This is a genomic window from Saccharopolyspora sp. CA-218241 (assembly GCF_050954615.1).
Lineage (GTDB): Bacteria > Actinomycetota > Actinomycetes > Mycobacteriales > Pseudonocardiaceae > Saccharopolyspora > Saccharopolyspora cebuensis.
Genome location: NZ_CP191860.1, coordinates 2,197,679 through 2,219,055, shown reverse-complemented (window position 1 = coordinate 2,219,055; position 21,377 = coordinate 2,197,679). Strand labels below are relative to the sequence as shown.

Annotated in this window: 15 protein-coding genes and 1 pseudogene; 3 read left to right on the top strand and 13 right to left on the bottom strand. The window is 72.7% G+C overall.

Translation table 11 applies throughout. The features are described 5' to 3' along the window. Window positions 1-22: 22 nt before the first annotated feature. Both ACQP0T_RS10830 and ACQP0T_RS10825 read right to left on the bottom strand, forming a co-directional pair. Window positions 23-1,033, bottom strand: a complete 1,011-nt coding sequence (locus ACQP0T_RS10830) for a Gfo/Idh/MocA family protein (protein WP_433872645.1) — start codon at window positions 1,031-1,033, stop codon at window positions 23-25. Then, window positions 1,030-1,857 carry a sugar phosphate isomerase/epimerase family protein gene (locus ACQP0T_RS10825; protein ID WP_433872643.1) on the bottom strand — a complete coding sequence of 276 codons (828 nt, stop codon included), beginning with the start codon at window positions 1,855-1,857 and terminating at the stop codon, window positions 1,030-1,032. Before ACQP0T_RS10825 ends, ACQP0T_RS10830 begins: the two co-directional genes overlap by 4 nt. A gap of 280 nt (window positions 1,858-2,137) precedes the next feature. On the opposite strand from ACQP0T_RS10825, the gene ACQP0T_RS10820 reads away from it, so the two are divergent. After that, complete coding sequence (locus ACQP0T_RS10820) at window positions 2,138-3,313, top strand: Gfo/Idh/MocA family protein (RefSeq protein WP_433872642.1); 1,176 nt, start codon at window positions 2,138-2,140, stop codon at window positions 3,311-3,313. 222 nt (window positions 3,314-3,535) lie between these two features. Next, window positions 3,536-4,885 (top strand): MFS transporter, encoded by a 1,350-nt coding sequence (locus ACQP0T_RS10815; protein ID WP_433872640.1) that lies wholly within the window; start codon window positions 3,536-3,538, stop codon window positions 4,883-4,885. A 56-nt stretch (window positions 4,886-4,941) separates the two neighbouring features. Here the strand turns inward: ACQP0T_RS10815 and ACQP0T_RS10810 are convergent, their stop codons facing one another. The 6 genes from ACQP0T_RS10810 to ACQP0T_RS10785 all read right to left on the bottom strand — a co-directional run bounded on the left by ACQP0T_RS10810 (window position 4,942) and on the right by ACQP0T_RS10785 (window position 11,769). Beyond that, window positions 4,942-6,669, bottom strand: coding sequence for a CocE/NonD family hydrolase (locus ACQP0T_RS10810; protein WP_433872638.1), 1,728 nt, complete (start codon window positions 6,667-6,669; stop codon window positions 4,942-4,944). A gap of 35 nt (window positions 6,670-6,704) precedes the next feature. Further along, window positions 6,705-7,646, bottom strand: a complete 942-nt coding sequence (locus tag ACQP0T_RS10805) for an MBL fold metallo-hydrolase (protein WP_433872636.1) — start codon at window positions 7,644-7,646, stop codon at window positions 6,705-6,707. Between the two features lie 29 nt (window positions 7,647-7,675). Then, window positions 7,676-8,599 (bottom strand): alpha/beta hydrolase, encoded by a 924-nt coding sequence (locus ACQP0T_RS10800; RefSeq protein ID WP_433872634.1) that lies wholly within the window; start codon window positions 8,597-8,599, stop codon window positions 7,676-7,678. Continuing rightward, complete coding sequence (locus ACQP0T_RS10795) at window positions 8,599-9,732, bottom strand: FAD-dependent oxidoreductase (protein ID WP_433872632.1); 1,134 nt, start codon at window positions 9,730-9,732, stop codon at window positions 8,599-8,601. Before ACQP0T_RS10795 ends, ACQP0T_RS10800 begins: the two co-directional genes overlap by 1 nt. Window positions 9,733-9,794: 62 nt before the next feature. Next, the gene (locus ACQP0T_RS10790) at window positions 9,795-10,748 is read right to left on the bottom strand and encodes a phosphotriesterase family protein (RefSeq protein ID WP_433872630.1); all 954 of its coding nucleotides are present in this window, start codon (window positions 10,746-10,748) and stop codon (window positions 9,795-9,797) included. A gap of 37 nt (window positions 10,749-10,785) precedes the next feature. Then, on the bottom strand, window positions 10,786-11,769 hold the full coding sequence (locus ACQP0T_RS10785) for a phosphotriesterase (RefSeq protein ID WP_433872628.1): 984 nt from the start codon (window positions 11,767-11,769) through the stop codon (window positions 10,786-10,788). A gap of 485 nt (window positions 11,770-12,254) precedes the next feature. Between ACQP0T_RS10785 and ACQP0T_RS10780 the strand changes: the two genes are divergently transcribed. Next, window positions 12,255-12,869 (top strand): TetR/AcrR family transcriptional regulator, encoded by a 615-nt coding sequence (locus tag ACQP0T_RS10780; RefSeq protein ID WP_433872626.1) that lies wholly within the window; start codon window positions 12,255-12,257, stop codon window positions 12,867-12,869. A 91-nt stretch (window positions 12,870-12,960) separates the two neighbouring features. Here the strand turns inward: ACQP0T_RS10780 and ACQP0T_RS10775 are convergent, their stop codons facing one another. The 5 genes and pseudogenes from ACQP0T_RS10775 to ACQP0T_RS10755 all read right to left on the bottom strand — a co-directional run. Continuing rightward, window positions 12,961-14,436 carry an MFS transporter gene (locus tag ACQP0T_RS10775; RefSeq protein ID WP_433872625.1) on the bottom strand — a complete coding sequence of 492 codons (1,476 nt, stop codon included), beginning with the start codon at window positions 14,434-14,436 and terminating at the stop codon, window positions 12,961-12,963. A gap of 211 nt (window positions 14,437-14,647) precedes the next feature. Then, window positions 14,648-15,298, bottom strand: coding sequence for a winged helix-turn-helix transcriptional regulator (locus ACQP0T_RS10770; protein ID WP_433872624.1), 651 nt, complete (start codon window positions 15,296-15,298; stop codon window positions 14,648-14,650). 82 nt (window positions 15,299-15,380) lie between these two features. Then, on the bottom strand, window positions 15,381-15,791 hold the full coding sequence (locus tag ACQP0T_RS10765; RefSeq protein WP_345363468.1) for an acyl-CoA thioesterase: 411 nt from the start codon (window positions 15,789-15,791) through the stop codon (window positions 15,381-15,383). Window position 15,792: 1 nt separating this feature from the next. Continuing rightward, window positions 15,793-18,336 carry an SDR family NAD(P)-dependent oxidoreductase gene (locus ACQP0T_RS10760; protein WP_433872622.1) on the bottom strand — a complete coding sequence of 848 codons (2,544 nt, stop codon included), beginning with the start codon at window positions 18,334-18,336 and terminating at the stop codon, window positions 15,793-15,795. A gap of 157 nt (window positions 18,337-18,493) precedes the next feature. Next, window positions 18,494-21,376: pseudogene (locus ACQP0T_RS10755) on the bottom strand (beta-ketoacyl synthase N-terminal-like domain-containing protein); the annotation flags it as partial. Window position 21,377: the final 1 nt, after the last annotated feature.

Genomic DNA, 21,377 nt, shown 5'->3' with positions numbered 1-21,377 from the left:
GCGCTCCGGTCGGAGAGGCGGGTCAGCCGACGGTGGTCATCCGGTCCACGCCGAGGCCGCTCTGGGCGTAGACGTCGGTCAGGACGCGCAGGGACTTCATGGCCTCGCGCGGGCTGATCCAGAACGGCTCGTCCTCGCCCAGCCGGGCGTGGAAGTCGCGGATGAGGGCCTCGTGCGAGGCGCCCCAGTAGGCGCGCCCGTTCGAGGGCGCCCGGCGTTCGCGCACCGTCTCGACGCGGCCGTCGGCGTGGGTGGTGGTGAGGTCGCCGCGCAGGGAGAGGCTCCCCCGCTCGGCGGTGATGTCGATCGTGACGGGGGCGTGGACCACGTTGGCCAGCGAGCCGAAGACGACGCTGCGGGCCCCGCCGTCGTGGGTCAGCAGCAGCTCGGCGGTGTCCTCGACCTCGATGACGTCGCCGTGCAGGCGCGTGGCGGCGCGGCCCCGCACGTCGACGACGTCACCGACGAGCCACTGCACCAGGTCGAGGGTGTGGATCGCCTGGTTGATGAGCAGCCCACCGCCGGCGGTCGCCCACCGCCCGCGCCACGGCTTGGCCAGGTAGTAGTCCGGGGTGCGGGTCCACAGCACCGTGGCGGTCGCGCCGAGCACGGCGCCCAGCTCGCCGGAGTCGAGCAGCTCGCGGGCGGCCTGCGCGGTGGCGTTGTACCGGTTCTGGAAGCACACGCCGATGCGGGCGGGGTTGCGCTCGGCCGCCGCGACGAGGCGCTCGGCCGCCGCGAGGGTGTGCGCGAGCGGCTTCTCGACGAGCACGTGCACGCCGGCGTCGAGGAGGTCCAGCGCCACGGGCACGTGCTGGTGGTGCGGCGTGCAGATGTGGGCGACGTCCGGGCGCACCTGAGCCAACAGCGCCCGGTGGTCGGCGAAACCCGGGACGCCGCAGCGCTCGACGGCGGCCGCGAGGACCTCGGGGTCGGTGTCGCACACGGCGACGAGCTCGCTGCCCACCGCCTCGATGGCCTCGAGGTGGACGGTCGAGACGTCGCCGCACCCGATGACCGCCGCCGTGGTCATCGGTACTCGATCCCCTCGGCCGCCAGGAGGCCGGTGAAGGCCCGCCACGCCTCGGTGAACAGGTCGGGCCCGGAGAAGCCGCCGAGGCGGTGCGCCTGCGACAGGTGCGGTTCGAGGGAGAAGAAGCCGTCGAAGCCCCCGTCCCGCAGCGCGCGGACGGTCTCCACGACCTCGCCGTCACCGCGACCGGCGGCGCAGACCTCGCCGTCGGCCAGGTGGGCGTCCTTGATCTGGACGTACTCCAGGTGCGGGCGCAGGCCGGAGTAGCCCTCGGTGAACGGTCGCACGCCGACCTGGACGAAGTTGGCGGCGTCCCAGGCGGCGCGCAGGTTCGGCGATCCCACGGACTCGAGGAGGTCGACGCAGCGGCGCGGGACGTCGCCGTAGATCTCCTTCTCGTTCTCGTGCAGCAGGACCACCTCGCCCCGCTCCGCCACGTCGGCCAGGGCGCGCATCCGGCGCAGGACCTCGTCGCGGTGCCGGTCCGGGTCGTCGCCGGGGCGGATGAAGAAGGAGAAGACCCGGATGTACGGGGCGCCGAAGTGGTGGGCGACGTCGACGGCGTGGCGAGCCCGGTCGAGGTGCGGCCCGAAATCCTCATCGATGGCGATCTTGCCGATCGGGGACCCGATGCTCGACACCTCGAGGCCGTGGGCGTCGAGGACCTCCTTCGCCCGGGAGAGCCGCTCGGCGTCCAGGTCGAGCACGTTGGTGCCCCAGGCGCTGCGGAATTCGAGGTGGGACATGCCGAGCTCGGTGAGCAGCGCGGCCTGTTCCTCGAGGTCGGGGGAGATCTCGTCGGCGAATCCCGACAGCATCCACATGGGGGCTCCTCACTGGGCCTGGTCCGAAGGACCGCTCCGGCCACCATGAGGGGTGATCCACGACACGCCTACGGGTTGCCATTTGTTGCCACCCGCGACGCGCGGCAACAGGTGGCAACCCGTGGCCGTCCCCCGGTGCGGCCCAGCAGAGTGAACCGCACGGCGGGGCCGCACACGTCGCGGCGGCCCGCGCTCGGCGAGTCCGCCGGTCCGGTCGGCGGCGCGGCTCGCACGTCGGGTCCGTTCCCGGGCCCGCCCGCCCTGCGAAGGAGGACCGCCCATGTCCAGGAAGGTCAGGCTCGGGATCATCGGGGCCGGGACCCAGGGGTCGGCGTACGCGAAGTTCATCGCGGACGGCCTGGTTCCCAACATGGAGATCGGCGCCATCGCCGACGTCGAGCCCGAGAAGCGGGCGGCCGCCGCGGAGCACGGCGTGCCGGTGCACGAGGACCACCGCAGCCTGCTGGCCGGTGGTGGCGTGGACGCGATCGTGACGACGGTGCCGCACTACCTGCACCCGGGGATCGCGATCGACGCCCTGGCGGCGGGCGTCCACGCGCTGGTGGAGAAGCCGGCCGGGGTCTACACCAAGCAGGTCCGGGAGCTCAACGAGTTCGCCGCCCAGCACCCCGAGCTGACGTTCGCGATCATGTTCAACCAGCGCAACAACCCGCTCTACCAGCGGATCAAGCAGATCGTGGACGCCGGTGAGATCGGCGGCATCCGCCGGACGAACTGGATCATCACGACCTGGTGGCGACCGCAGGGCTACTACGAGCAATCCGCGTGGCGGGCCACCTGGGGCGGTGAAGGCGGCGGCGTCCTGGTCAACCAGGCGCCGCACCAGCTCGACCTGTGGCAGTGGATCTGCGGCATCCCGAAGTCGGTCTACGCCAAGGTGGCGTACGGCTTCCGCCGGGACATCGCCGTGGAGGACGAGGTCACCGCCGTGGTCGACTACGGCGACGGCGCCAGCGGCACCTTCGTCACCGCCGTGCACGACCTCGTGGGCACCGATCGGTTGGAGATCCTGGGCGACCGGGGGAAGATCGTCGTCGACGGCTCCAGGACCGCCACCGTCACCCGCCTGGTCGAGGACGAGCGCGCGCTCTCGGACGCCATGGGCATGGACGACGTGCGCAGGCTGTTCATGGGCGAGCTGGACCCGACCGCGCACCACTCGCAGGAGGTCATCGAGCACGCCTCGGCGTGGGGGGCGCAGCACGCGGGCGTGCTGGAGAACTTCGCGGCGAACATCCTCGACGGCACCCCGCTGCTGGCGCCGGGCAGCGAGGGCATCAACGGCGTGCGGCTGGCCAACGCGATCCACCTGTCGAGCTGGCTCGGCGAGGAGGTCCCGCTCGACTTCGACGAGGATCTCCACCTGGCCGAGCTCAACAAGCGCATCCGCGCCGAAGGCAGGTTCCCCGAGCGGGCGGCGAACACCGCCGGCTGACCCTTCCCCGGCAACGCCCCGGCGGCTCCCCTCGCGGGTGCCGCCGGGGCGTCGTGCGTTCCGGTGGCTTCGCGAAGGCCGCGCCGACGGCAACTGCTGGCAATCGCTTCCCCGCCTGTGCCGCCCGTCACATATTGATGCCCCACGCAGGACAGACCCGCCGGTCCGGCCCTCCCGCGCACCGGCGGCCGCCCAACGACGAGCGGCGAGAGGAAACCCCCGATGAGCGTGAGCGAACCCGATTCCGCCTCCGGCACGACGAGCACCGGCGACGCCCCGCGGGTCGCCGACCCCGACCGCCCGGCACCGGCCAAGGGCCGCGGCAAGGCCGTCGGGACGTTCGCGGTGGCGTTCTCGGTCGACAACACCGAGAACAGCCTGATCAACACCTTCTTCCCGCTGATCCGCGACGCCTTCGGCCTCAGCCTCGGCGCCTTGGGCCTCCTGGCGAGCATCGCCCGCTTCGCGCGCATGATCGCCGGGCCCGCGTGGGCCTTGGCCGCCGACCGGTTCGGCCGCAAGAAGGTGCTGTTCATCGTGACCGGCCTCTGGGGACTGTGGACCGCTTCGGCCGGTCTCGCGCAGAACTTCACGATGCTGCTGGTCCTCTACGGCATCGGTGTCGTCGGCACCGTCGCCTCGGAGCCCATCATCTACGGCCTCCTCGGCGACCTCTTCGACGACGCGGAGCGGGGCCGCGCCTTCGGCACCGTCCGCGGCCTCGGTTCGCTCATCGGCATGGGTCTGGGACCCGCCATCGCCCTGTTCGCCAACGATCCCAACGGGTGGCGCTACGGCATGTTCGTCATGGGCGGCCTGAGCGTGCTCTCCGGGTTCGGCATCCTGCTCTTCGTCCAGGAGCCGGAGCGCCGCACCGCCATCTCCGATGCCCCGGACGTGGGCCGGTTCCGCCTCTCCGACGCCGCCAAGCTGTTCACCATTCCCACGATCGCCCTGCTCGCCGGGATGCTCCCGCTCGTCACCAGCCTCGTGCTGTACACGTTCTTCGTCACCTTCATGGTGGACGCGCGCGGCTGGGAGGTCCCTTCCGCCGCGCTGCTGTTCGCCGTGTTCTCCGGCGGCCTGGCGCTGTCCTCCTTCCTCGGCGGATTCCTCGGCGACTGGTTCGCCCGGCGCTTCGGCCCCAAGGGCCGCGTCCTGCTCATGCAGCTCTACCTGGTCGCCGTGGCCGTGATGTCCACCGTGGCGCTGCAGATCGACTGGGGCAAAGGCGTCCTCGCCTACGCCATCGTGTTCCTCTTCGGTCTGATCATGTCGATCGGCTTCTCCGCCTGCGTGTTCCCGATGGTCTCCACCGTCGCGCCCCGGCAGCTCTCCGCCACGGCCTTCGCCGTGCTGTTCTCGCTGATCCAGGGCGGGCTGGCCGCGCTGATGACGCTGGCGATGGGCTTCCTCGGCGAAGTGCTCGGGCTGACCCAGGTGATGTTCTACTTCGTGACCGTGCCCTACCTGCTCAACGCGGTGTACTGGTTCGTCTTCTACCAGACCTACCCCGCCGACGCGGCCAAGCAGGCGGAGCGCACGGCCGCCATCGAGGCGGGCGCGCACTGAGCCGCACGAGCCCGGGCGCCCACGCACCGGCCCTTGGTGGTGAGCGCCCGGGTCGGCTACTCGCCCGCCGCGCTCCGCGCGGTGAACGGCAGCACGAGCCGCGACCGGTGGGCGGCGTCGCGGTAGATCTTGTGCGTGACGGGGCGGCCCACCGGCAGGTGGAAGGCGTCCGGCGGCAGCAGGGAGTTGTGCGCGTCGGCCAGCGGCTCGTCGTTGGACAGCTCCACGACGAGCCGGTGCCCCGGCCTGAACGTGGCCGCGAACGGGTAGAGCCGCAGCACGTACTCCTCGACGGCGCCGGGCTCCACCGGGATCGCGCGGGTGTGCGGGTGGTGCGGGTCGCCCTCGGTGCTGCGGTCGTCGAGCTCGCGGTGCGAGGCCTTGAGGTAGCCGGTGGTGATCAACTGCCGGTCGCCGTTCGGGGCCGCGTCCCACAGGCGCAGGATGAAGTTCGTGTCGTCCTGGTCGATCTCGGCGAACAGGTGCGCGGCGCCGGTGCCGATCAGCTCCGCGTCCTCGGTGAACGGATCAGTGCTCCAGCTGAGGATCTCCACCCGGTCGGTCACCGTCAGCGGGGCCTGGTAGAAGCCGTCCGGGGCGGCGTGCTCGGCACCCATCGGTTCCGGTTCGGACGAGAGCTTGCCGCGCGGGCGCAGGTACAGCGACCGGTGCGCCACGTCCTTCGGCGGCCACTGCGAGCCGGTCACCCGCTCGCGGGCGCCCTCCACGAAGACGGTGACCGCCGGCTCGTCCATCACCCCGTTGTCGATGCCCTTGAGCCAGTAGTCGTACCACCGGAACATCGCGTCGTGCTCCTCGACGAAGGGGCGCGACTGCATCGGCGGGTACGGCCCGATGTCCAGCTTCTTGGGGCACTCCAGGGCGTTGAACAGCTCGATGGTGCCGTCCACGCTCCAGCCGCGGCCCTGGTCGATCTGCAGGTGGACCGGGATGTCGATGTTCGGGGCCAGCGCGATGGGGTTGCGCTCCTCGTACCACTGCCCGTCCAGGTGGTTCAGCACGATGTCGAACCAGAACTCGCGGTTCCTGGGGTACTTCAGCACGTGCACCAGGTTCGGCCAGGCGGCCACGTCGGGGTCCTGCAACCGCTCCTCGACCAGGTCCCGGAGCTCCTCCGGGGAGTGGACCTGCTGCATCCGGGACTTGACGTTGGCGTGGGCGATGCCGGAGTCGCCGCCGCGGCCCTCCCGGGCGGCGCGCGGCATGAACCACATGATGCCGCCGTGGTAGGTGGTCTCGTAGAAGTCGTAGTGGCCACCGCTGACGAAGATCGCCTTCAGGTGCGGCGGGCGCTCGGCGGCGGCCAGCACCTGCATGGACCCGAAGTAGGAGATGCCGATCATGCCGACGTTGCCGTCGCACCACGGCTGCGCGGCGACCCACTCGATGAAGTCGTAGGCGTCCTGCCCCAGCGGGACACCGCCGGCGTTGTAGTTGCCGATCATCTCGCCGCCCGAATCACCGGAGCCGCGCAGGTCACCGATGACGTGGGCGTAGTCCTCCGCCACGACGCGCGCGATGTCGCCCGCCTCGATGCAGCCGTCCCACATCGGGCTGGGGCGCCGCTGCGCGGGCGTGGTGAGGGCGAGCGCCTGGAGTTCCTTGCCGTACGGGCTCAGGGCCACCAGCGCGGGCCGCGGCTCGTCCTCGGTGCCGTGGTAGGTGTCCGCGGCGAGCTCGACCCCGTCCCGCATCGGGACCCGGAGGTCCTTGCGGACGGTGATCCGCCGCCCGCCCGCGTCGATCTCGCGGATGTCAGCCATCGGTGGGCACGCTCCTTGTCGTCGAGGCCCGCACGTCACGGCCTCTGCTCGGCCTGCACGCGGTAGCCGTGCAGGGTGGTGAAGAACGGGGACGGTTCGCGCGCCGGATCGCCCTCGTAGCCGAGCTCCGCGGCCACGGCGGCGAACGGGGAGTACGCCGAACCGGTCTCCCGCAGGCCGGTGCGCAGGCAGCGCCGGGCCGCCGCGCCGACCCGCGCCTCGATCTCCAGGCTCCCGTCGAGCGCCTCCCGCGCCTGCGCACCGTCGAGTTCGACGCCGTAGGCCACCCCGTCCGCCCGGCGGTAGGGGTGCCCGAGGTACAGGTGCCGCGGGCGGAGCTCGTCGCGGAGGTACCGCAGGCTCGCGCGGTAGGCGACCGGGTCCTCGTAGCCGGGGAAGCCGTTGGCGGCCCCGTGGACCTGCACGGCGTCGCCGACGAAGACCGACCGCTGCCCGTCCACGACGTAGGCGACGGATCCGGCCGTGTGACCGGGGATCGCGTGCACCGAGACCGTGACGTCCCCGCCGAGGGAGAGCGTCTCACCGCCTTCGACGAGCGTGGTCGGTTCCACCTCACCGGAGATGACCGCCGCCGCGGCCGCTTCCTGCTTCGCCTCGCCGTCGGGGTCGCGCAGGTACTGCTGCCGCACGCCCAGGTAGTGCTGCACGTGGGCCCGCCGCGAGCGCAGCAGCGGTGCGTCGGCCCGGTGGATCACGACCTGCGCCCGCCGGCCGGTGAGCTCCCACAGGGCGTGCGCGCCGCCGATGTGGTCGATGTGGCCGTGGGTCAGCAGGATCCAGCGGACGTCCTCGATCCGGCGCCCGATGGCTTCCAGCGCGGGCGCCATCCCCTCGGCCGGTGACGAGGCGATGCCGGTGTCCACGATGGCCGGTTCGGGCGCGTCGAGGTAGAAGCTGTAGAGCCCGAACCGGCCCCACGGCGAGATCAGCGGGTGGATGCGCACGTCGCGCGGCATGGTCCTCTTCCCCGCCCGGTCGTGGCGGCTCAACGGCTGCGCAGGAAGTCGCGGGTCTCGGCGTAGACCCGGTGGAACTCCGGGATCCACGAGAAGTTCTGCACGAAGCCGTGGCCGGCGCCCCGGTAGCGGCTGACCGTCGCGGCCACGCCGGCCTCCGCCAGCCGTCGGCCGTAGAGCTCGCCCTCGTCGCGCATCGGGTCGTGCTCCGCGGTGACGACCAGCGCGGGAGGCAGCCCGGCGAGGTCCGCCCGCTTGATCGGCGAGACCAGCGGGTCCGCCGGGTCGGCTCCGCTGTCGAGGTAGAAGGCGTTGAACGGCTTCAGCCCCGCCGTTTCCAGGCCGTACCCCTCGGCGTTGTCGCGCAGCGAGGCGTAGCGGTCGACGTCGAAATCCAGGTCGAGCGACGGGTAGTACAGGACCTGGTGGGTGATCCGGTCGAAGCCCTCGTCGCAGGCCATCGCGGCCACGGCGGCGACGAAGTTGCCGCCCGAGCTGTCCCCGGCGATCGCGAGGGTCGCCCCGTCCCACGCCAGGGCCGCACCGTTGTCCGCGGCCCAGCGCACCACCGCGTAGCAGTCCTGCAGACCGGCCGGGTAGGTGTCCTCCGGCGCCCGGCGGTAACCGACCGAGATGACCTCGAGGCCGGTCTCGTTCGCCAGCGACCGCGCGACGTGGTCGTGCGTTTCCAAGCTGCCGAGGAAGAACGCGCCGCCGTGGAAGTAGACCAGCAGGCCGTGCGCGTCGGCCTCGTCCGGGGTGTAGATCCGCACCGGCACCTCGCCCGCGGCGGTCCGGGCGAACTCGTCGGCCACCGCGTGCACCGGTGTGCGCTGGTCCACGGGCGGCACTTCGGCCTCCTCGCCGGCGCGCATGGCCACCGGGTCGAGCGGCCCTCCGGGCGGGGCAGGCGCGTTGCGGAGCACCTCGGCGACCTTGGGATGCAGCGTCATCACCGCTCACCTTCCTTTCCTGCACCCGCGGGCTTCTGCCCGGGGAAGACGTCGTCGATCTCGTCGGCGTCCCACGACCGGCGGGAGACGCTCTGGAGTTCGTCGGTGACCGGCTTGCGCTCGGCCTGGAACCGCGCGAGCGCGTCCCGGACGGAATCGGCTTCCCGCAGCGCGTCGGCGAGCGCTCCACCGTCCTGGATGGCCTGGTTGGCGCCCTGGCCCTGGTGGTGCAGCATCGCGTGGGCGGCATCGCCGAGCAGGGTGACCGAATCCGTGTACCAGGTCTCGACCGGATCGATGTCGAAGGCGGCGCGGCAGGTCAAGGCAGCCATGTCCAGGTCGCGGGTGATGTTCACGAGCCGCTCGTCGAACCCGTCCATCAGGGCCAGCAGGCGCTCCTTGGTGACCTGCGGGGACCAGGAGTCGTCGTCGGACAGGGCCGTGATGTCGAAGGACAGCTCGTTGCGGTGGCGCAGCGGCAGGAAGTAGACCTTCGTGCCCTTGTCGTCGAGGAACATGCGGAGGTCGTCGTCGACGACCATCCCGCAGGCGTCGTCGGCCGGGATCACGGTGCGGTAGGCGTGCTCCCCGGAGAAGACCGGCCCCCGCTCGGTGAACAGCTGCCTCCGCACCAGGGAGCGGATGCCTTCGGCGCCGATCACGAGGTCGGCCGTCACCTGCTCGCCACCGGCGAAGGTGACCGTCGCCCGGTCGCCATGGTCGGTGATCGACTCCATCCGGTGACCGAGGTGCAACCGGTCGGCGGGCAGGGCCTTGAGGAGGGTGTCGATGAAGTCGCCGCGGTGGATGAAGCGGGTCTTGTTCACCTGGGCGTAGTCGTGCATCCCGGGCCATTCCTCCCGCAGGATGACCTCGCCGGTGCCGTCGAGGATCTCGAAGTGGTCGCTGGGCGAGCTCACGGCCGCGATCGCGTCGAAGATCCCCCACCGGCGGAACAGCTCCACGGTCGCCGGGCGCAGCCCGATGCCCGCGCCGACCTCGCGGATCCGGGGCGCCTGCTCGTAGACGTGCACGTTGGCACCGAGGAGGCTGAGCGCCTTGGCCGCGGCGGCCCCGCCGTACCCGGCACCGACGATGGCGATGTCGAGCTCGTTCAGGTCGGAGGTTTCCATGTTCCTCTTCCTCTTCGGATCGGCGCGACGGTGCGCCGGTGTTCGCGCTCCGCGCGCGACGTTCAGCTGCGGATGGTCAGGAAATCGGCGGGGTTGTCGACGAAGAGCTTCGTGATGGTGGCCTGGTCGACTCCGGCGTCGCGCAGATCCGGGATGAGGTCTTCGAAGAGGTAGTTCACCGTGTGGCCCCGCACGCCGGGCCAGCCCAGCGGGCTGCAGTTGGCGTCGGCGGAGGCCAGCAGCTGGTCGAGGTACCCCTGGCGGACCAGGCCGAGGAAGTGCTCCAGGCGCTCGCGCCGGGGCCGGGCCCAGAACGGCGGGTCCGCCAGCTCGGTCTCGTAGCCGAAGGTGTCGAAGCCGATCCGACCGCCCCGCTCGAAGATCCACTCGTGCGGGGTGTTCGGCGCGTTCGGGCCGTCGTCGGCGTGCCCGAACAGGACGCGGTGCAGCGGGAGCCCTTCCTCCTCGAAGATGGCGACCGCCGGTTCGGGGTCGATGGCCAGGTGGGTCAGGATCGGCACCCCGGTCGTCACGGCGGCGCGGGCGGCGGCGCGGTAGATGCGCTTGTCCAGCTCGGTCATCCGGCCACCGCGGCTCACCCCGACCTTGATGACCCCGGCGCGGCTGCCGGTGCCCCCGATGCCGACCGTGATCTCGTGGACGAACTGCCGATTCAGGTAGTCCACGCTCGCCCGGGCGAAGTGCGGCAGCGCGGTGTCGCCGCCGACGAAGCCGGTGCAGGCGACGATGTGGACGCCGGTCTTCGCGGACAGGGACTTGTAGTAGTCGACGTCGCGGCCGTTGCAGATGCCGGTGACGTCGACGAAGGTCCCGCCGCCGTGCTCGCGGAACCGGCGCAGCTTCGGAACGGTCTCGGCGTACCGCTGCTCGGGGGTCTTCCACCACTGCGGGTCCAGTTCCGAGCCGGGCATGCCGTAGCCGACGTGCTCGTGGACGGCCACGAACCCCAGCTCCGCTGCCGGGACGGGCCCCAGGACGGTGTTCACTCGCGACACAACACTCACCTCCGGAAGGAGTTCGACGATCGACGGGTCAGCGCACCGACAGCAGGTCGCGCGGGTTGTCGACCAGGATTCGCCTGCCGTCCTCGCCGCTGAGCCCCGCGGACTCCGCCAGCGGGACGAACGTCGAGCAGACGTGGCCGTACGGCAGGTCGTAGGCGGGAAGGCCCTTCGCGACGCCGATCGCGTTGCTCGACAGCAGGATCCGGTGCGCGTGGCCCGCCCGGACGAGGTCGAGCACCAAGGCGGCGCGCTCGCGGTCGGTGACGTGTGCGTCGTCGTCGTTGCGCCCCACGTGGTCCAGCGCGACGAAGGCCCCGCGGCGGGCGATCTCCAGGGGCGCGCCCGCGGCGACCGCGTCCTTGTGGTCGAGCCCGCCGACGACGACGCGATCGGCGGGCAGTCCTTCGCCGAGGACCACGTCGAGGTCCGCGAGCGCGTCGCCGCCGTACCGGATGGAGAGCGGGACGCCGGTGCTCCGCGCGGCCCGGGCCGCGCCGCGGAAGAGGCTCTCCTCGGTGGCGGTCATGCCGCCGCGGTCGGCCGCGGTGGCCACGAGCCCCGCGGCGCCGCGCCGCTCCAGGCGCGGGACCACCATGCCTTCGGTGATCTCCGCGGTGAACAGGTCGGCGAACTTCTCGGCGGGCCACGGCGTCGGCGGATTGGTCTGCGGCGTCAGGAAGTAGCCGCCGAGCAGCTCCTCCGGGCCCATGCCCGTCGACGCGACGAGGTGCACCCCGGTCGCACGCGAGAGCGCCTCGTACAGCGGCAGGTCGCGGCCGTGGAACATGCCCGTGCTGTCGACGACCGTCCCCCCGCCCTGGTCGCGGAAGGCCGTCAGCTTCGCCGCCAGGACCTCGAAGATCTCCGCGCGGTCCACGGTGATGTCGAACGCGTGCTCCGCGCCCGGGACCACCGACAGCAGGGTTTCGTGGACCGCGACGACACCCAGGTCGTCCGCCGGAACGGGGCCGAGCACCGTGTTGACGGTGCCGGCGGTCTGCGCGCCTGTCACTGGCAGTTCCTTTCCGATGCCGACGCGGCGGCTCACCTCGATGTGCTCCGCGGCGGGCCTTGCTGCCCCGTGCTGCCGTCGGGCCGAGGCGGTCGGCGAGTGGTTGCGGTCACGTACGAGGTCGATGGTGACAACCGACTTTACGTCGTGTCAAGTGAGTGGTTTATGCGTAAATGAAACCCGATGCGCACACGAGCACCCCGGATCAGCCGGGGATCCACACCGCCGCCTCCGCTCAACACGGAGGGCATCAGCACTGGTCATGGGCATCGCCGCACCGGCACGCCACTCCTGGGACGACCCGCCGCAGGGCTCCACGAGACGTCCGCCACACCGGAATCCTGCACCTGCGCCGACGGCCCCGATCGCTCGACCGACGACACGAGCCCCGCATGCGTTCAATACATTTATGATCTGTAAAGATCATTGGCATCGAGCATGGTGGACCGGTGCACGGCGCAGCCGCCGTGCTCTACCCTGGCGGTATGGCGAGGCTCCGCGAGGCGCAGAAGGAGATGACACGACAGCTCCTGCTGGACGCCGGGTTGAACCTGTTCGCGTCGAAGGGCTACACGGCCACCACGGTCGACGACATCGCGTCGACCGCGGGCACGACGCGGGTGACCTTCTACGCGTACTTCCCCTCGAAGGCCGACCTGATGAAGGCGCTCATCTCGGAGCGGCTGAACGCCGCCCTGCACCGGGTCTCCTCCACGGAGCACGGCACGACCGAGAGCGCGCTGGTCGCCGTGGTCGAGGACGGCTCGCGGGAGCAGCTCCGCACCTGGCTCGAGTCGTCCGCGCGGCGATGGGACTCGATCCGCCCCTACACCACATCCGCCTTCGAAGCCGCGGCCGTCGATCCGGAGATCCGCACGTCGCTGGACACGTGGCTGGACGAGGCCACGGCCGACATCAAGGCCGGGCTCGACCGCGCCGACCGCTTCCCCGCGAGCACCCGGCATTTCCGCAGCGTGCTCGCCATCACGGAGCTCGACCACGTCGCGCGCCACTGGACGCCGGGCCACTGGGGTGTCGAGCAGGAGGAGATGCTGGACGTCCTCGCGGAGAGCTGGGCCGGCCTGATCGGACGGCCCTGAACCGGAAGGATCCCGGTCCGGGAACCGCAGTGCGACGTCCGCACCGCCGCCCGGGTGCGGCCCTCAGGCCGCGGGGAAGCGGTACGCGGTCTCAGGGCGCGGGGATGGTCGTCGCCGAGGAAGCCGCCTCCACCCGGGCCATGCGATGCCGGCGCCCGATGTGCCAGGCCGCGAGGGCGCACAGCAGGGCCAGCACCGCGACGGCGACGAGCACGTCGGCGGTCGACGAGACCAGGCCCGCGAGCAGCAGCGGTCCGCAGAGCCCACCGATCCGGTTGAACAGCGACACGGTCCCGGTCGTGCGCCCCCGGCTCGAAGCCGCGGCGAGGTCGGCTGCGATCGGCAGGAACACCGCGGCCATCGTGTTCACCGCGAACAGCGCCGCGACCAGGGCGAGCGCACCGACCCAGCTCACCGCGGACACCGCCCCGGAGAGCGTCAGGCCCAGCAGCACCGCGGCCGTGGTCACCGCCATGCCCACCGCGATCCGGGTGGGACCGAAGCGGCGGTAGCCGAACATCATGAGCACCGCGCACGGCACCATGATCAGGGAAGCGACGGTCAGCAGCAGGTTGGCCGTGGCCACCGGCACCCCGCTGACCCGGGCCAGGCTCGGGACCCAGGTGGTGAGGCCGAAGGTCAGCAGACCGATCAGCAGGGCGTAGGCGCGCTGCACTCCGCCGCTGAAGGCGCGCACCTGCACCGGGGTCGACGGTGCCGGTGCAGCGCGCTCGGCGGTCCAGTTCGGCACCCACGGCGTCAGCAGCACCAGGACCAGGCCGGTCGGCGCGCCGATCAGCCAGAGCACCCGCCAGCCGAAGACCGGTTCCAGCCACAGCGCCGTGCCCGCCGCGACCAGGTAACCCACCGCCGTGGCCACGACGGACAGGGCGACCACCACAGAACCCCGGGACGGCCCGCCGATGACGTCGGTGAGCAGCGTGATCAGCAGCGGCGCGAGCCCGCCGACCGCCACGCCCATCAGCAGGCACATCACGAGGTTGCCCCCGAAGGTCGGCATGGTGCCGCACATGCTCGTCGCGGTGAAGCCGAGCGTCGCCAGCAGGTAGGAACTCCGGCGGCCGAACCGATCGGCGAACACCCCGAACAGCACGGCCCCGGTGGCGGTGCCCGCCAGCCCGAACACCGCCAGCAGCGAGGCCGTCCTGGCATCGAGTCCGTACTCGGCCCGCATCCCGGGGATGACGAACCCGAGCGTCGAGGTCTTGCTGATGTCGATGGTGAGCGCGAGCGTGCCGATCACCGCGACCACGCCCCGCCCGCGCACGTGTTCGGCCCGCGGGGCCGGTCTGGCCGCGCGGGGCATCGCGGCGCCGGCGACGACCAGCAGCAGGCCGATTCCGGCGACGTACATCTCGGGCATCTGCGACAGCGGCATGCCGTGCAGCGGGTCGGAGGCGGCGGAGCGCACGGCGTGCCCGCCGGACATCGCGTGGCCCATGGTGAAGGCGTTGACGAAACAGATGGCCGACGAGAGCAGGACGATCGCGGTGCCGGCGAGGACGAGCCAGTTCCCGGGCGTGGTCGGTCGGACGAGCAGGGCCACGGTGTGCTCCTCGATGCTGGTCGTGACATCCCCGGGTGCTCACCGAACCGGTGCGGGCAGCGGGGTCCCGCGGACGACGGGTCCGGGACGCAGCCACGCTCCACCGGCCGGAACTCCGGGACGGGGTGCGACGGTGCCGTTCAGCGGTGCACCGGGGCCGCGACAGGCCGCCCGGCGCCGCAGCGGGGCAGGAGGACGAGGAGCGGGGCGGTCAGCTCAGGCCGAGCATCCCGGTGCAGCGGTGCATGACCTCGGGCTCGCCTTCGATCTTGATGTCACCGGCGACGACGGCGTCGAACGGGGCGAGCATCCGCGCGCCGATGCGCACGAAGGTGTCCGGATCGGAGGTCACCACCAGGTCGGGGCTGTCAGCCGGTCCCCGGCTGAACGACACCGAGCCGCCCTCGACGTGGACGGCGAAGACCTGATCGCCCACGCGGAACTCGTAGACCTCGTCGGCTTCCGGGATCCGGTCGTCGGCGATCATGGCCTGCACGGCGAGGAAGCCCCACTCGGCACGGACGGCACCGGTCGCATCGTCCTCGGCGAGGAACTGCAGGCCCCACCTGGCCAGCGCCAGGATCGGGGCGCGCAGACCCCAGCCGAGCTCGGTGAGCCGGTAGAGCTTGCCGCGCCCGTCGCCTGCCACCGCGGTCTGCTCGATGACGCCCTGGTCGGCCAGCGTCCGGAGCCGGTCGGCGAGCAGGTTGGGACCGATCCCGGGCAGGTTGTCGATCAGCTCGTTGAACCGCGCCGGCCCGATCATCAGTTCGCGGAGGATCAGCAGCGTCCACCGCTCCCCGACGACGTTCAGGCCGGCCGCGAGCCCGCAGAACTGGCCGTAATCGCGCTTGCCGGTCATCGCAGCCGCCTTCTACTCCCACTCACTATCGTCAGCTATAGTATCACTCCCCTTCGTGCTCGCGGCCACGTGATCACCCGGGTCAGGAGAACTCCCGCAGCGCCCTGGCCAGCTCCGGTGGCACCGGCGTCGGGCGCATCCCGCCGCCGTCGCGGCGCATGCAGGCCACCACCTGCGCGCCCCGGGCGATCAAGTCCTCCGCGCGCCGGAAGGCGAAGTCCATCTCCACCCGGTTGCGCGCGGTCGCCCGCAGGCTCATGTCCACGTCGAGCCGTTCCAGCGCGAACGCCTCCGCGTAGTAGTCCATCGAGCAGGACACCGTGACCAGCGCGAGCTCCCCGGCGGTCAGCTCGGCGAGCACTCCCGGGGCGTGCTCGCCGAGGAAGTGCTCCCGGCAATGTCCCTGCCAGCGCAAGTAGTGCGCGAAGTAGACGTTGCCCACCAGGTTGGTCTCGTCGAGGGTCACGACGTGGCTGTACCGGAACGAACGCATCTCAGCCCTCCACCGGTACGGCGATCGCGGTGACGGCGGGAACGCCGCCGTGGGCGGCGGTGGCGATCCGGACGTCCCCCGCGCTCAGCAGTGCGAGCCCGTCGGCGGCGACCTCATCGACGCGCAACGGTCGCGCGGCCGTGATCCCGAGCTTGGTCACCGCCTCCCGCGCCGACCACACCCGGGCGCCCGCCGCTTCCGGGGCCCCACCCAGCGCGTCGGCGAGCTCTCCCGCCGTGCGCCGGTCGGGACCGTCGAGCACGTCCGCGCAGCCTCCCGCCGGCACCGCCGTCCAGTCCGCACCGACCGGCATCGGCGCCATCGCCAGCAGCACCTCGTCGCCCCGGTAGCTGGCGCTGAGGTGGCACCGCTCGGTGCGCAGCGCCCCCGCCGGGTCGTGCCACACCTCGTCCCCGGTGGCCCGCGCCGCGAGCGCGGCCGCGGTGCCCGCCCGGCGCGTGCCCGGTGCGGTCATCAGCTCGACCGCGGGCAACCCGCATTCGATCATCCGGCGGGACAGCCACGGCCCGACCAGGTCCGCGGCGGGTCCGTCCGGGAGCTCCAGCGGTCCCACCGCGCGCAGTCGCAGCCCGGACCACCGCGCGACCGGGGTGCCGTCGATCCCGACCAGGTCGACGTCGAAGACGTAGTCGTCGGGGCCGTGCGCGATCTCCTCGGCCAGCACCCGCAGCAGCCCGTCCGGTCGGCACCACACGTCCACCCGGTCCGCTCCCACCGGCAGCGCCCGGCGGTGCGGCACGCAGGCCAGCAGGGCGTGCAGCGCGGCGTCGTGCGCACCCGGATCGCCCAGCAGCAGGTCCCCGCTGTGGAAGTCGGAGAACCAGCGCGCCCGGGGATCGGCGCGGATCCAGGCCCGCACCCGGAACGCGGAGAGCTGGTCGTAGCGCAGCACCCGGCGGAACCGGCCCCGGTGGAACAGCGTGTTCCCGTAGTGCGAGGTCGGCGCGTCATCGGCCGATACCGCGACCTCGGCTTCGTCGCGCGGCCCCGGGGGCGTGGCGGCGGCCACCACCCGGCCGGTGAACCGATCGGTGCCGAAGTCGTCGGTGTCGTCGCGCAGCGCGACCTCCGCCGCACCGCCGTCGACGAGCGCGGCGAGCCGCAGCCGCCGGGACCGGTTCTGCTCCACCACCACGGGCGTGCGGAACTCCAGGTCGGTCAGCGCCCAGCGCTCGTGGGCCGCGCCGGCGGTCGCCGCGGCCTGGGCCATCGCCTCCATGCCGACCACGGCGGGCAGCACCGGGCTGCCCTCGATCCGGTGATCGTCGAGGTAGGGGTCCGATCCCAGCGACAGCTCAGCCTCCACCACGGCTTCGACGCCCGGCACCAGCACGCGGGGCTCCTCGGCGAACCGGAGCCAGCGCGGCGGACCGCCGGTGATGGACAGCGTGGGGGTGGTGGGGAATCGCGAAGTGACCAGTACCGAGACCGGGGCCTCCGGATCGGCCAGCACGTCCAGCATCGCGGCGACGCCGTCGCGCGGCCCGATCGGTTCGACGCCCCGGCGGCGCAACGAATCCACCACGTCGAGCCGCACGCCCATCCCGATGCCCGACCACAGCGACCACTCCAGGACGTGGGTGCGGCAGCCGTGGTGCGCCCAGCGCTCCAGCTCGACCCGCATCCAGTCGTTGGCCACGCAGTACTCCGCCTGCCCGCTCAGCCCCTGCCTGCCGATGATCGAACCGAAGCCGAGCACCAGCCGCAGGTCGGCACCGACCGCGTCGAGCAGCACCCGCAGTCCGCGCACCTTGGGACGCAGGGTGCGCGCGAACGAGTCGCGGGTGACGCCACCGAGCAACGTCGGCTCGTTCACCCCGGCTCCGTGCAGCAACCCGCGCACATCCCCGATCTCCCGCACCCGCGCCACCACCCGGTGCACCGCCGACTCGTCGCCGACGTCGCAGGCGAGGTAGTGCACGTCCGCGCGACCGGACAGTTCGCGCACCGCGGTGCGCACCTCCGGGGCATCGGCGCGGGTGCGGCCGAGGAAGACCAGCGAGCACCCGGTCCGCTCGGCCAGCGCCGCCGCCGCGTAGGCGCTGATCCCGTGCACGCCGCCGGTCACCAGGCACACCTCGCCGCGGCCCAGCGGGATCTCGGCGCCCTCGCCCGGGGTGCGGGCGCGTTCGACGCGGCGGTGCAGCGCACCGTCGGCGGTCAGCGCGACGTCGAGGTACCGGTCTCCCGCCGGATCGGCGACGTCGGCGGGGTCGAAGCGGTGGTCCTGCTCCGGGACCTCGACGACGACGACCCGGCACCGGTCGAGCTCGACCGCGGCGCTGCGGGCCAGCCCCGCCGCCGCGGGGTGTCCGGCGTGCACGACCAGCAGCTCCGCCGGCGCCGCGCGGCCCAAGCGGGCCAGCAGGTCGGCGACGTGGTCGGGACCGTGCTCGGCGACGAGCGCGATGGCGAGCCCGCGCGGCTCCCCCTCGGAGGCGGCGATCTCGTGCAGCCAGTGCCCGTCCGGGGCCAGCACCTCCCAGGCGACCTCGTCCCCCGGACGGCCGCGAAGGGTTCCCACGCGGATTCGAAGGTCCGCACCCACCCCCGCACCCCGGCCACCGAATCGGGGGAGCCGCCACCGCGGCGTCCTGCGCGGGCAGCTCCCGCAGGACGTGGGCCACGTCGGCCACGTCGGCGTCGCTGAGCGACAGCGGCGCGGCGGGCACCTGCTTGCCCAGTGCCTTGGCCACGGCGTTGACCGCCTGGACGACCTGCAACGAATTGAGGTGCAGGTCGCCGAGCAGCGAACTCGACGGGGCGATCGAGGCTTCCGGCAGCTCCAGGGTGGTGGACAGGTGGCGGGTCAGCGCCACGAGCGGATCGGCCGCGCCGACCTCCACCGGCGCGGGTGCGCTGCCGAGGCCCTCGCGCGGGAGCTCGGGAGCGCGCGACCACCCGGACCGCAGCTCGACGGGGTTGGCGAGGAAGCGCGGTTCGGCATCGATCACCAGGGGCCGGAACGGGCGATCGGCGAACCACGGATCGAGGTCGGCCTCCGCGCCCGCCGCCAGCACCGCCGTGGCGAAGGCGTGGGAGCGCGGATCACCGGCGCAGTCCATCGCGACCACCGGAACCGGGCAGCTGTTGGCCGACGCCAACCCCGCCAGGATCGTGCCAGGGCCGGCCTCGACGAGCACGTCGCACTGCTTGGCCAGGGCCGCGAGCGCCTCGGTGAAGCGCACCGGCGCGGTGAGCTGCTCGACCAGCAGCTCGCGCAGGTCCTCGGTCGGCGGGAGCTGCTCCCCGGTGATCGTGGACAGCACCGGGCGTTCCAGCGCGCCGAGCCCGGTGGTCGCCAGCGCCTCCCGCAAGGGTTGCCGGGCCTGGATCATCGCGGGGCTGTGGAAGGCGTGCGAGACGGGCAAGTGGCTCGCGGGCACCGCGGCGTCCCGGGCCCGGCCCAGCACCACCTCGACGTCGGCGAGGGTGCCCGAGACGATCACCCGTTCCGGCGCGTTGTACCCGGCCACCACCGCCGAGGTGCCCGCGATCAGCTCGTCCACCTGCTCCGGCGCGGCGCCGACAGCGATCATCGCGGTCCCGGCACGCCCGTGCTCGGCCATGATCCGGCCGCGCACCCGGCCCAGTTCCAGCGCTTCGGCGGCGTCGCACGCCCCGGCCCAGTGCAGTGCCGCGATCTCGCCGAGGCTGTGCCCGGTGGCGGCCACCGCTTCCACACCGATCCGGTGCAGCCACGCCATCCCGGCCAGCGATTGCCGCAGCACCGCGGGTTGGGCCACCAGCGTGTCGACCTCGGCGTCCCGGCCGACGAGCTCGGTGGGCAGGTCGGGCACGTCCAGGTCCCGGGCCCAGGCGGCGAGTTCGGTGCGCACCGGCGCGGCTTGGCCCGGCAGCAGCAGCCCGACGCGCGCCGGTTCGGCCCCGAGCGCGAACCCGCGGCGCGCGTCGCCGCGGACCCCGCCGGTCCAGTCGGCGGTGGCCGCCGCCGCTTCCGCCGCCGCGGCGGCGAGTTCGTCCGGGGTGCGGGCGACGAGCGCGGCCCGGAACCGGGCGGTACCGCTGCGCTCGCCCCACGCGGTCGCCGCGACGTCCCGGACCTCCGCCTCGCCCAGCCGCTCGGCCAGCCCGGCCAGCCGCTCCAGCCTGCCGCGCAGCGCCGCGACGTCGTTGGCCTCGGCGACCACGATCTCGTGCCGACCGGTGCGGCGCGCCCACCTGGCCATCGCGGGCGGCATCTTGCGCGGCGCGGCTGCCGAGGTCCGTCCTTCGACGACGAGATGCACGTTGATGCCGCCGAAGCCCATCGACGACACCGCCGCGCGCGGCGTCCGGTCCGTCCACACCTCCGCCTCCGGCAGCACCCGCAGCGGCGCGTCGGCGAACAGCTCGTGGGGCCGCTCGCAGCCGGTCGTCGGTGGCAGCACCCGGTGGTGCAAGGCGAGCGTCGCCTTGATCAATCCGGCGACGCCCGCCGCCGCCTTGGTGTGCCCGATGTTGGCCTTGATGGTGCCCAACGCGGCGGCGGGCGCCCCGGCACCGCGGACCGAGTTCAACGTCTCCAGTTCGACCCGGTCACCGACGGCGGTGCCGGTGCCGTGCCCCTCGACCAGGCCGACCGCCGCCGGGTCGAGCTCGGCCATCCGGTAGGCCCGCCGCAGCGCGAGGGCCTGGCCGCTGCGTTCGGGGCGGGTCAGCCCGCCGGAACCGTCCGATGAGGACGCCCAGCCGACCAGGTGCCCGTAGCTGCGCAGATGCGCGCGCTCCGCGTCTTCGGCTCGCATCAGCGCCACCACCCCGCAGCCCTCGCCGGGCAGGAACCCGGTCGGGTCGCGGTCGTAGACGCGCATCTCGTCCGCGGCGAGCGCGCCGAGCCGGGCGAAGCCGACGAGCTCGAACGGGTCCAGGGACAGGTCCACGCCCCCGGCGAGCATGAAGTCGCATTCCCCGGCGGCCAGCGCGTTGCACGCGGTCATGACGGCCAGCAGGCTCGACGAGCACGCACCGTCCACCGTGTACCCGGTGCCGTGGAGGTCGAAGTGGTTGCAGATGCGGCCGGCGATGGTGTTGGCCAGCGCGCCGGCCAGCGACTCGTCGCCCGGCACCTCGAAGGGCTCCTTGACCAGCCGCTCCAGGTGTCCCAGCACCTCGGCGGCCTGCGGGTCCGCGACACCGCCCGCGTGCAGCGCGGTGGCCGCCGCGTCGGCAACGAAGGGCCAGCGCAGCCGCAACGTCGCCGCCCGGCTGAACTCCCCGGTCAGCGAGTTGCCGAGCACCACGCCGGTGGCGTCCCGGTCGAGGCCCTCGCCGCCGGGGCGCCCGGCGTCGGCCAGCGCCGCCGCCGCGGTCTCCAGCGCGAGCCAGTGGGTGAGGTCGGTGGCGCGGAACAGCGGTCCCGGCACCCCGAACCCGGACCGGTCGAACTCCCAGTCCCGCAGCACCGCCGCCCGGTCGACGTAGGTCCGGTCCGGGTCGTCCGGCTCACCTCGGTAGGCCGTCCCGAGGCGCTCGGGCGGGATCCGGCGGAACGCCCGCCGACCGGCCAGCACGTTCTGCCAGAGCTCCGCCGGGGAGTTCGCATCCGGGTACCGGCACGCCATC

Bases quoted from the DNA above. Each gene is read 5' to 3' on its own strand.
- ACQP0T_RS10830 (WP_433872645.1), bottom strand. From the start codon at position 1,033: ATGACCACGGCGGCGGTCATCGGGTGCGGCGACGTCTCGACCGTCCAC.
- ACQP0T_RS10825 (WP_433872643.1), bottom strand. From the start codon at position 1,857: ATGTGGATGCTGTCGGGATTCGCCGACGAGATCTCCCCCGACCTCGAG.
- ACQP0T_RS10820 (WP_433872642.1), top strand. From the start codon at position 2,138: ATGTCCAGGAAGGTCAGGCTCGGGATCATCGGGGCCGGGACCCAGGGG.
- ACQP0T_RS10815 (WP_433872640.1), top strand. From the start codon at position 3,536: ATGAGCGTGAGCGAACCCGATTCCGCCTCCGGCACGACGAGCACCGGC.
- ACQP0T_RS10810 (WP_433872638.1), bottom strand. From the start codon at position 6,669: ATGGCTGACATCCGCGAGATCGACGCGGGCGGGCGGCGGATCACCGTC.
- ACQP0T_RS10805 (WP_433872636.1), bottom strand. From the start codon at position 7,646: ATGCCGCGCGACGTGCGCATCCACCCGCTGATCTCGCCGTGGGGCCGG.
- ACQP0T_RS10800 (WP_433872634.1), bottom strand. From the start codon at position 8,599: ATGACGCTGCATCCCAAGGTCGCCGAGGTGCTCCGCAACGCGCCTGCC.
- ACQP0T_RS10795 (WP_433872632.1), bottom strand. From the start codon at position 9,732: ATGGAAACCTCCGACCTGAACGAGCTCGACATCGCCATCGTCGGTGCC.
- ACQP0T_RS10780 (WP_433872626.1), top strand. From the start codon at position 12,255: ATGGCGAGGCTCCGCGAGGCGCAGAAGGAGATGACACGACAGCTCCTG.
- ACQP0T_RS10770 (WP_433872624.1), bottom strand. From the start codon at position 15,298: ATGACCGGCAAGCGCGATTACGGCCAGTTCTGCGGGCTCGCGGCCGGC.
- ACQP0T_RS10765 (WP_345363468.1), bottom strand. From the start codon at position 15,791: ATGCGTTCGTTCCGGTACAGCCACGTCGTGACCCTCGACGAGACCAAC.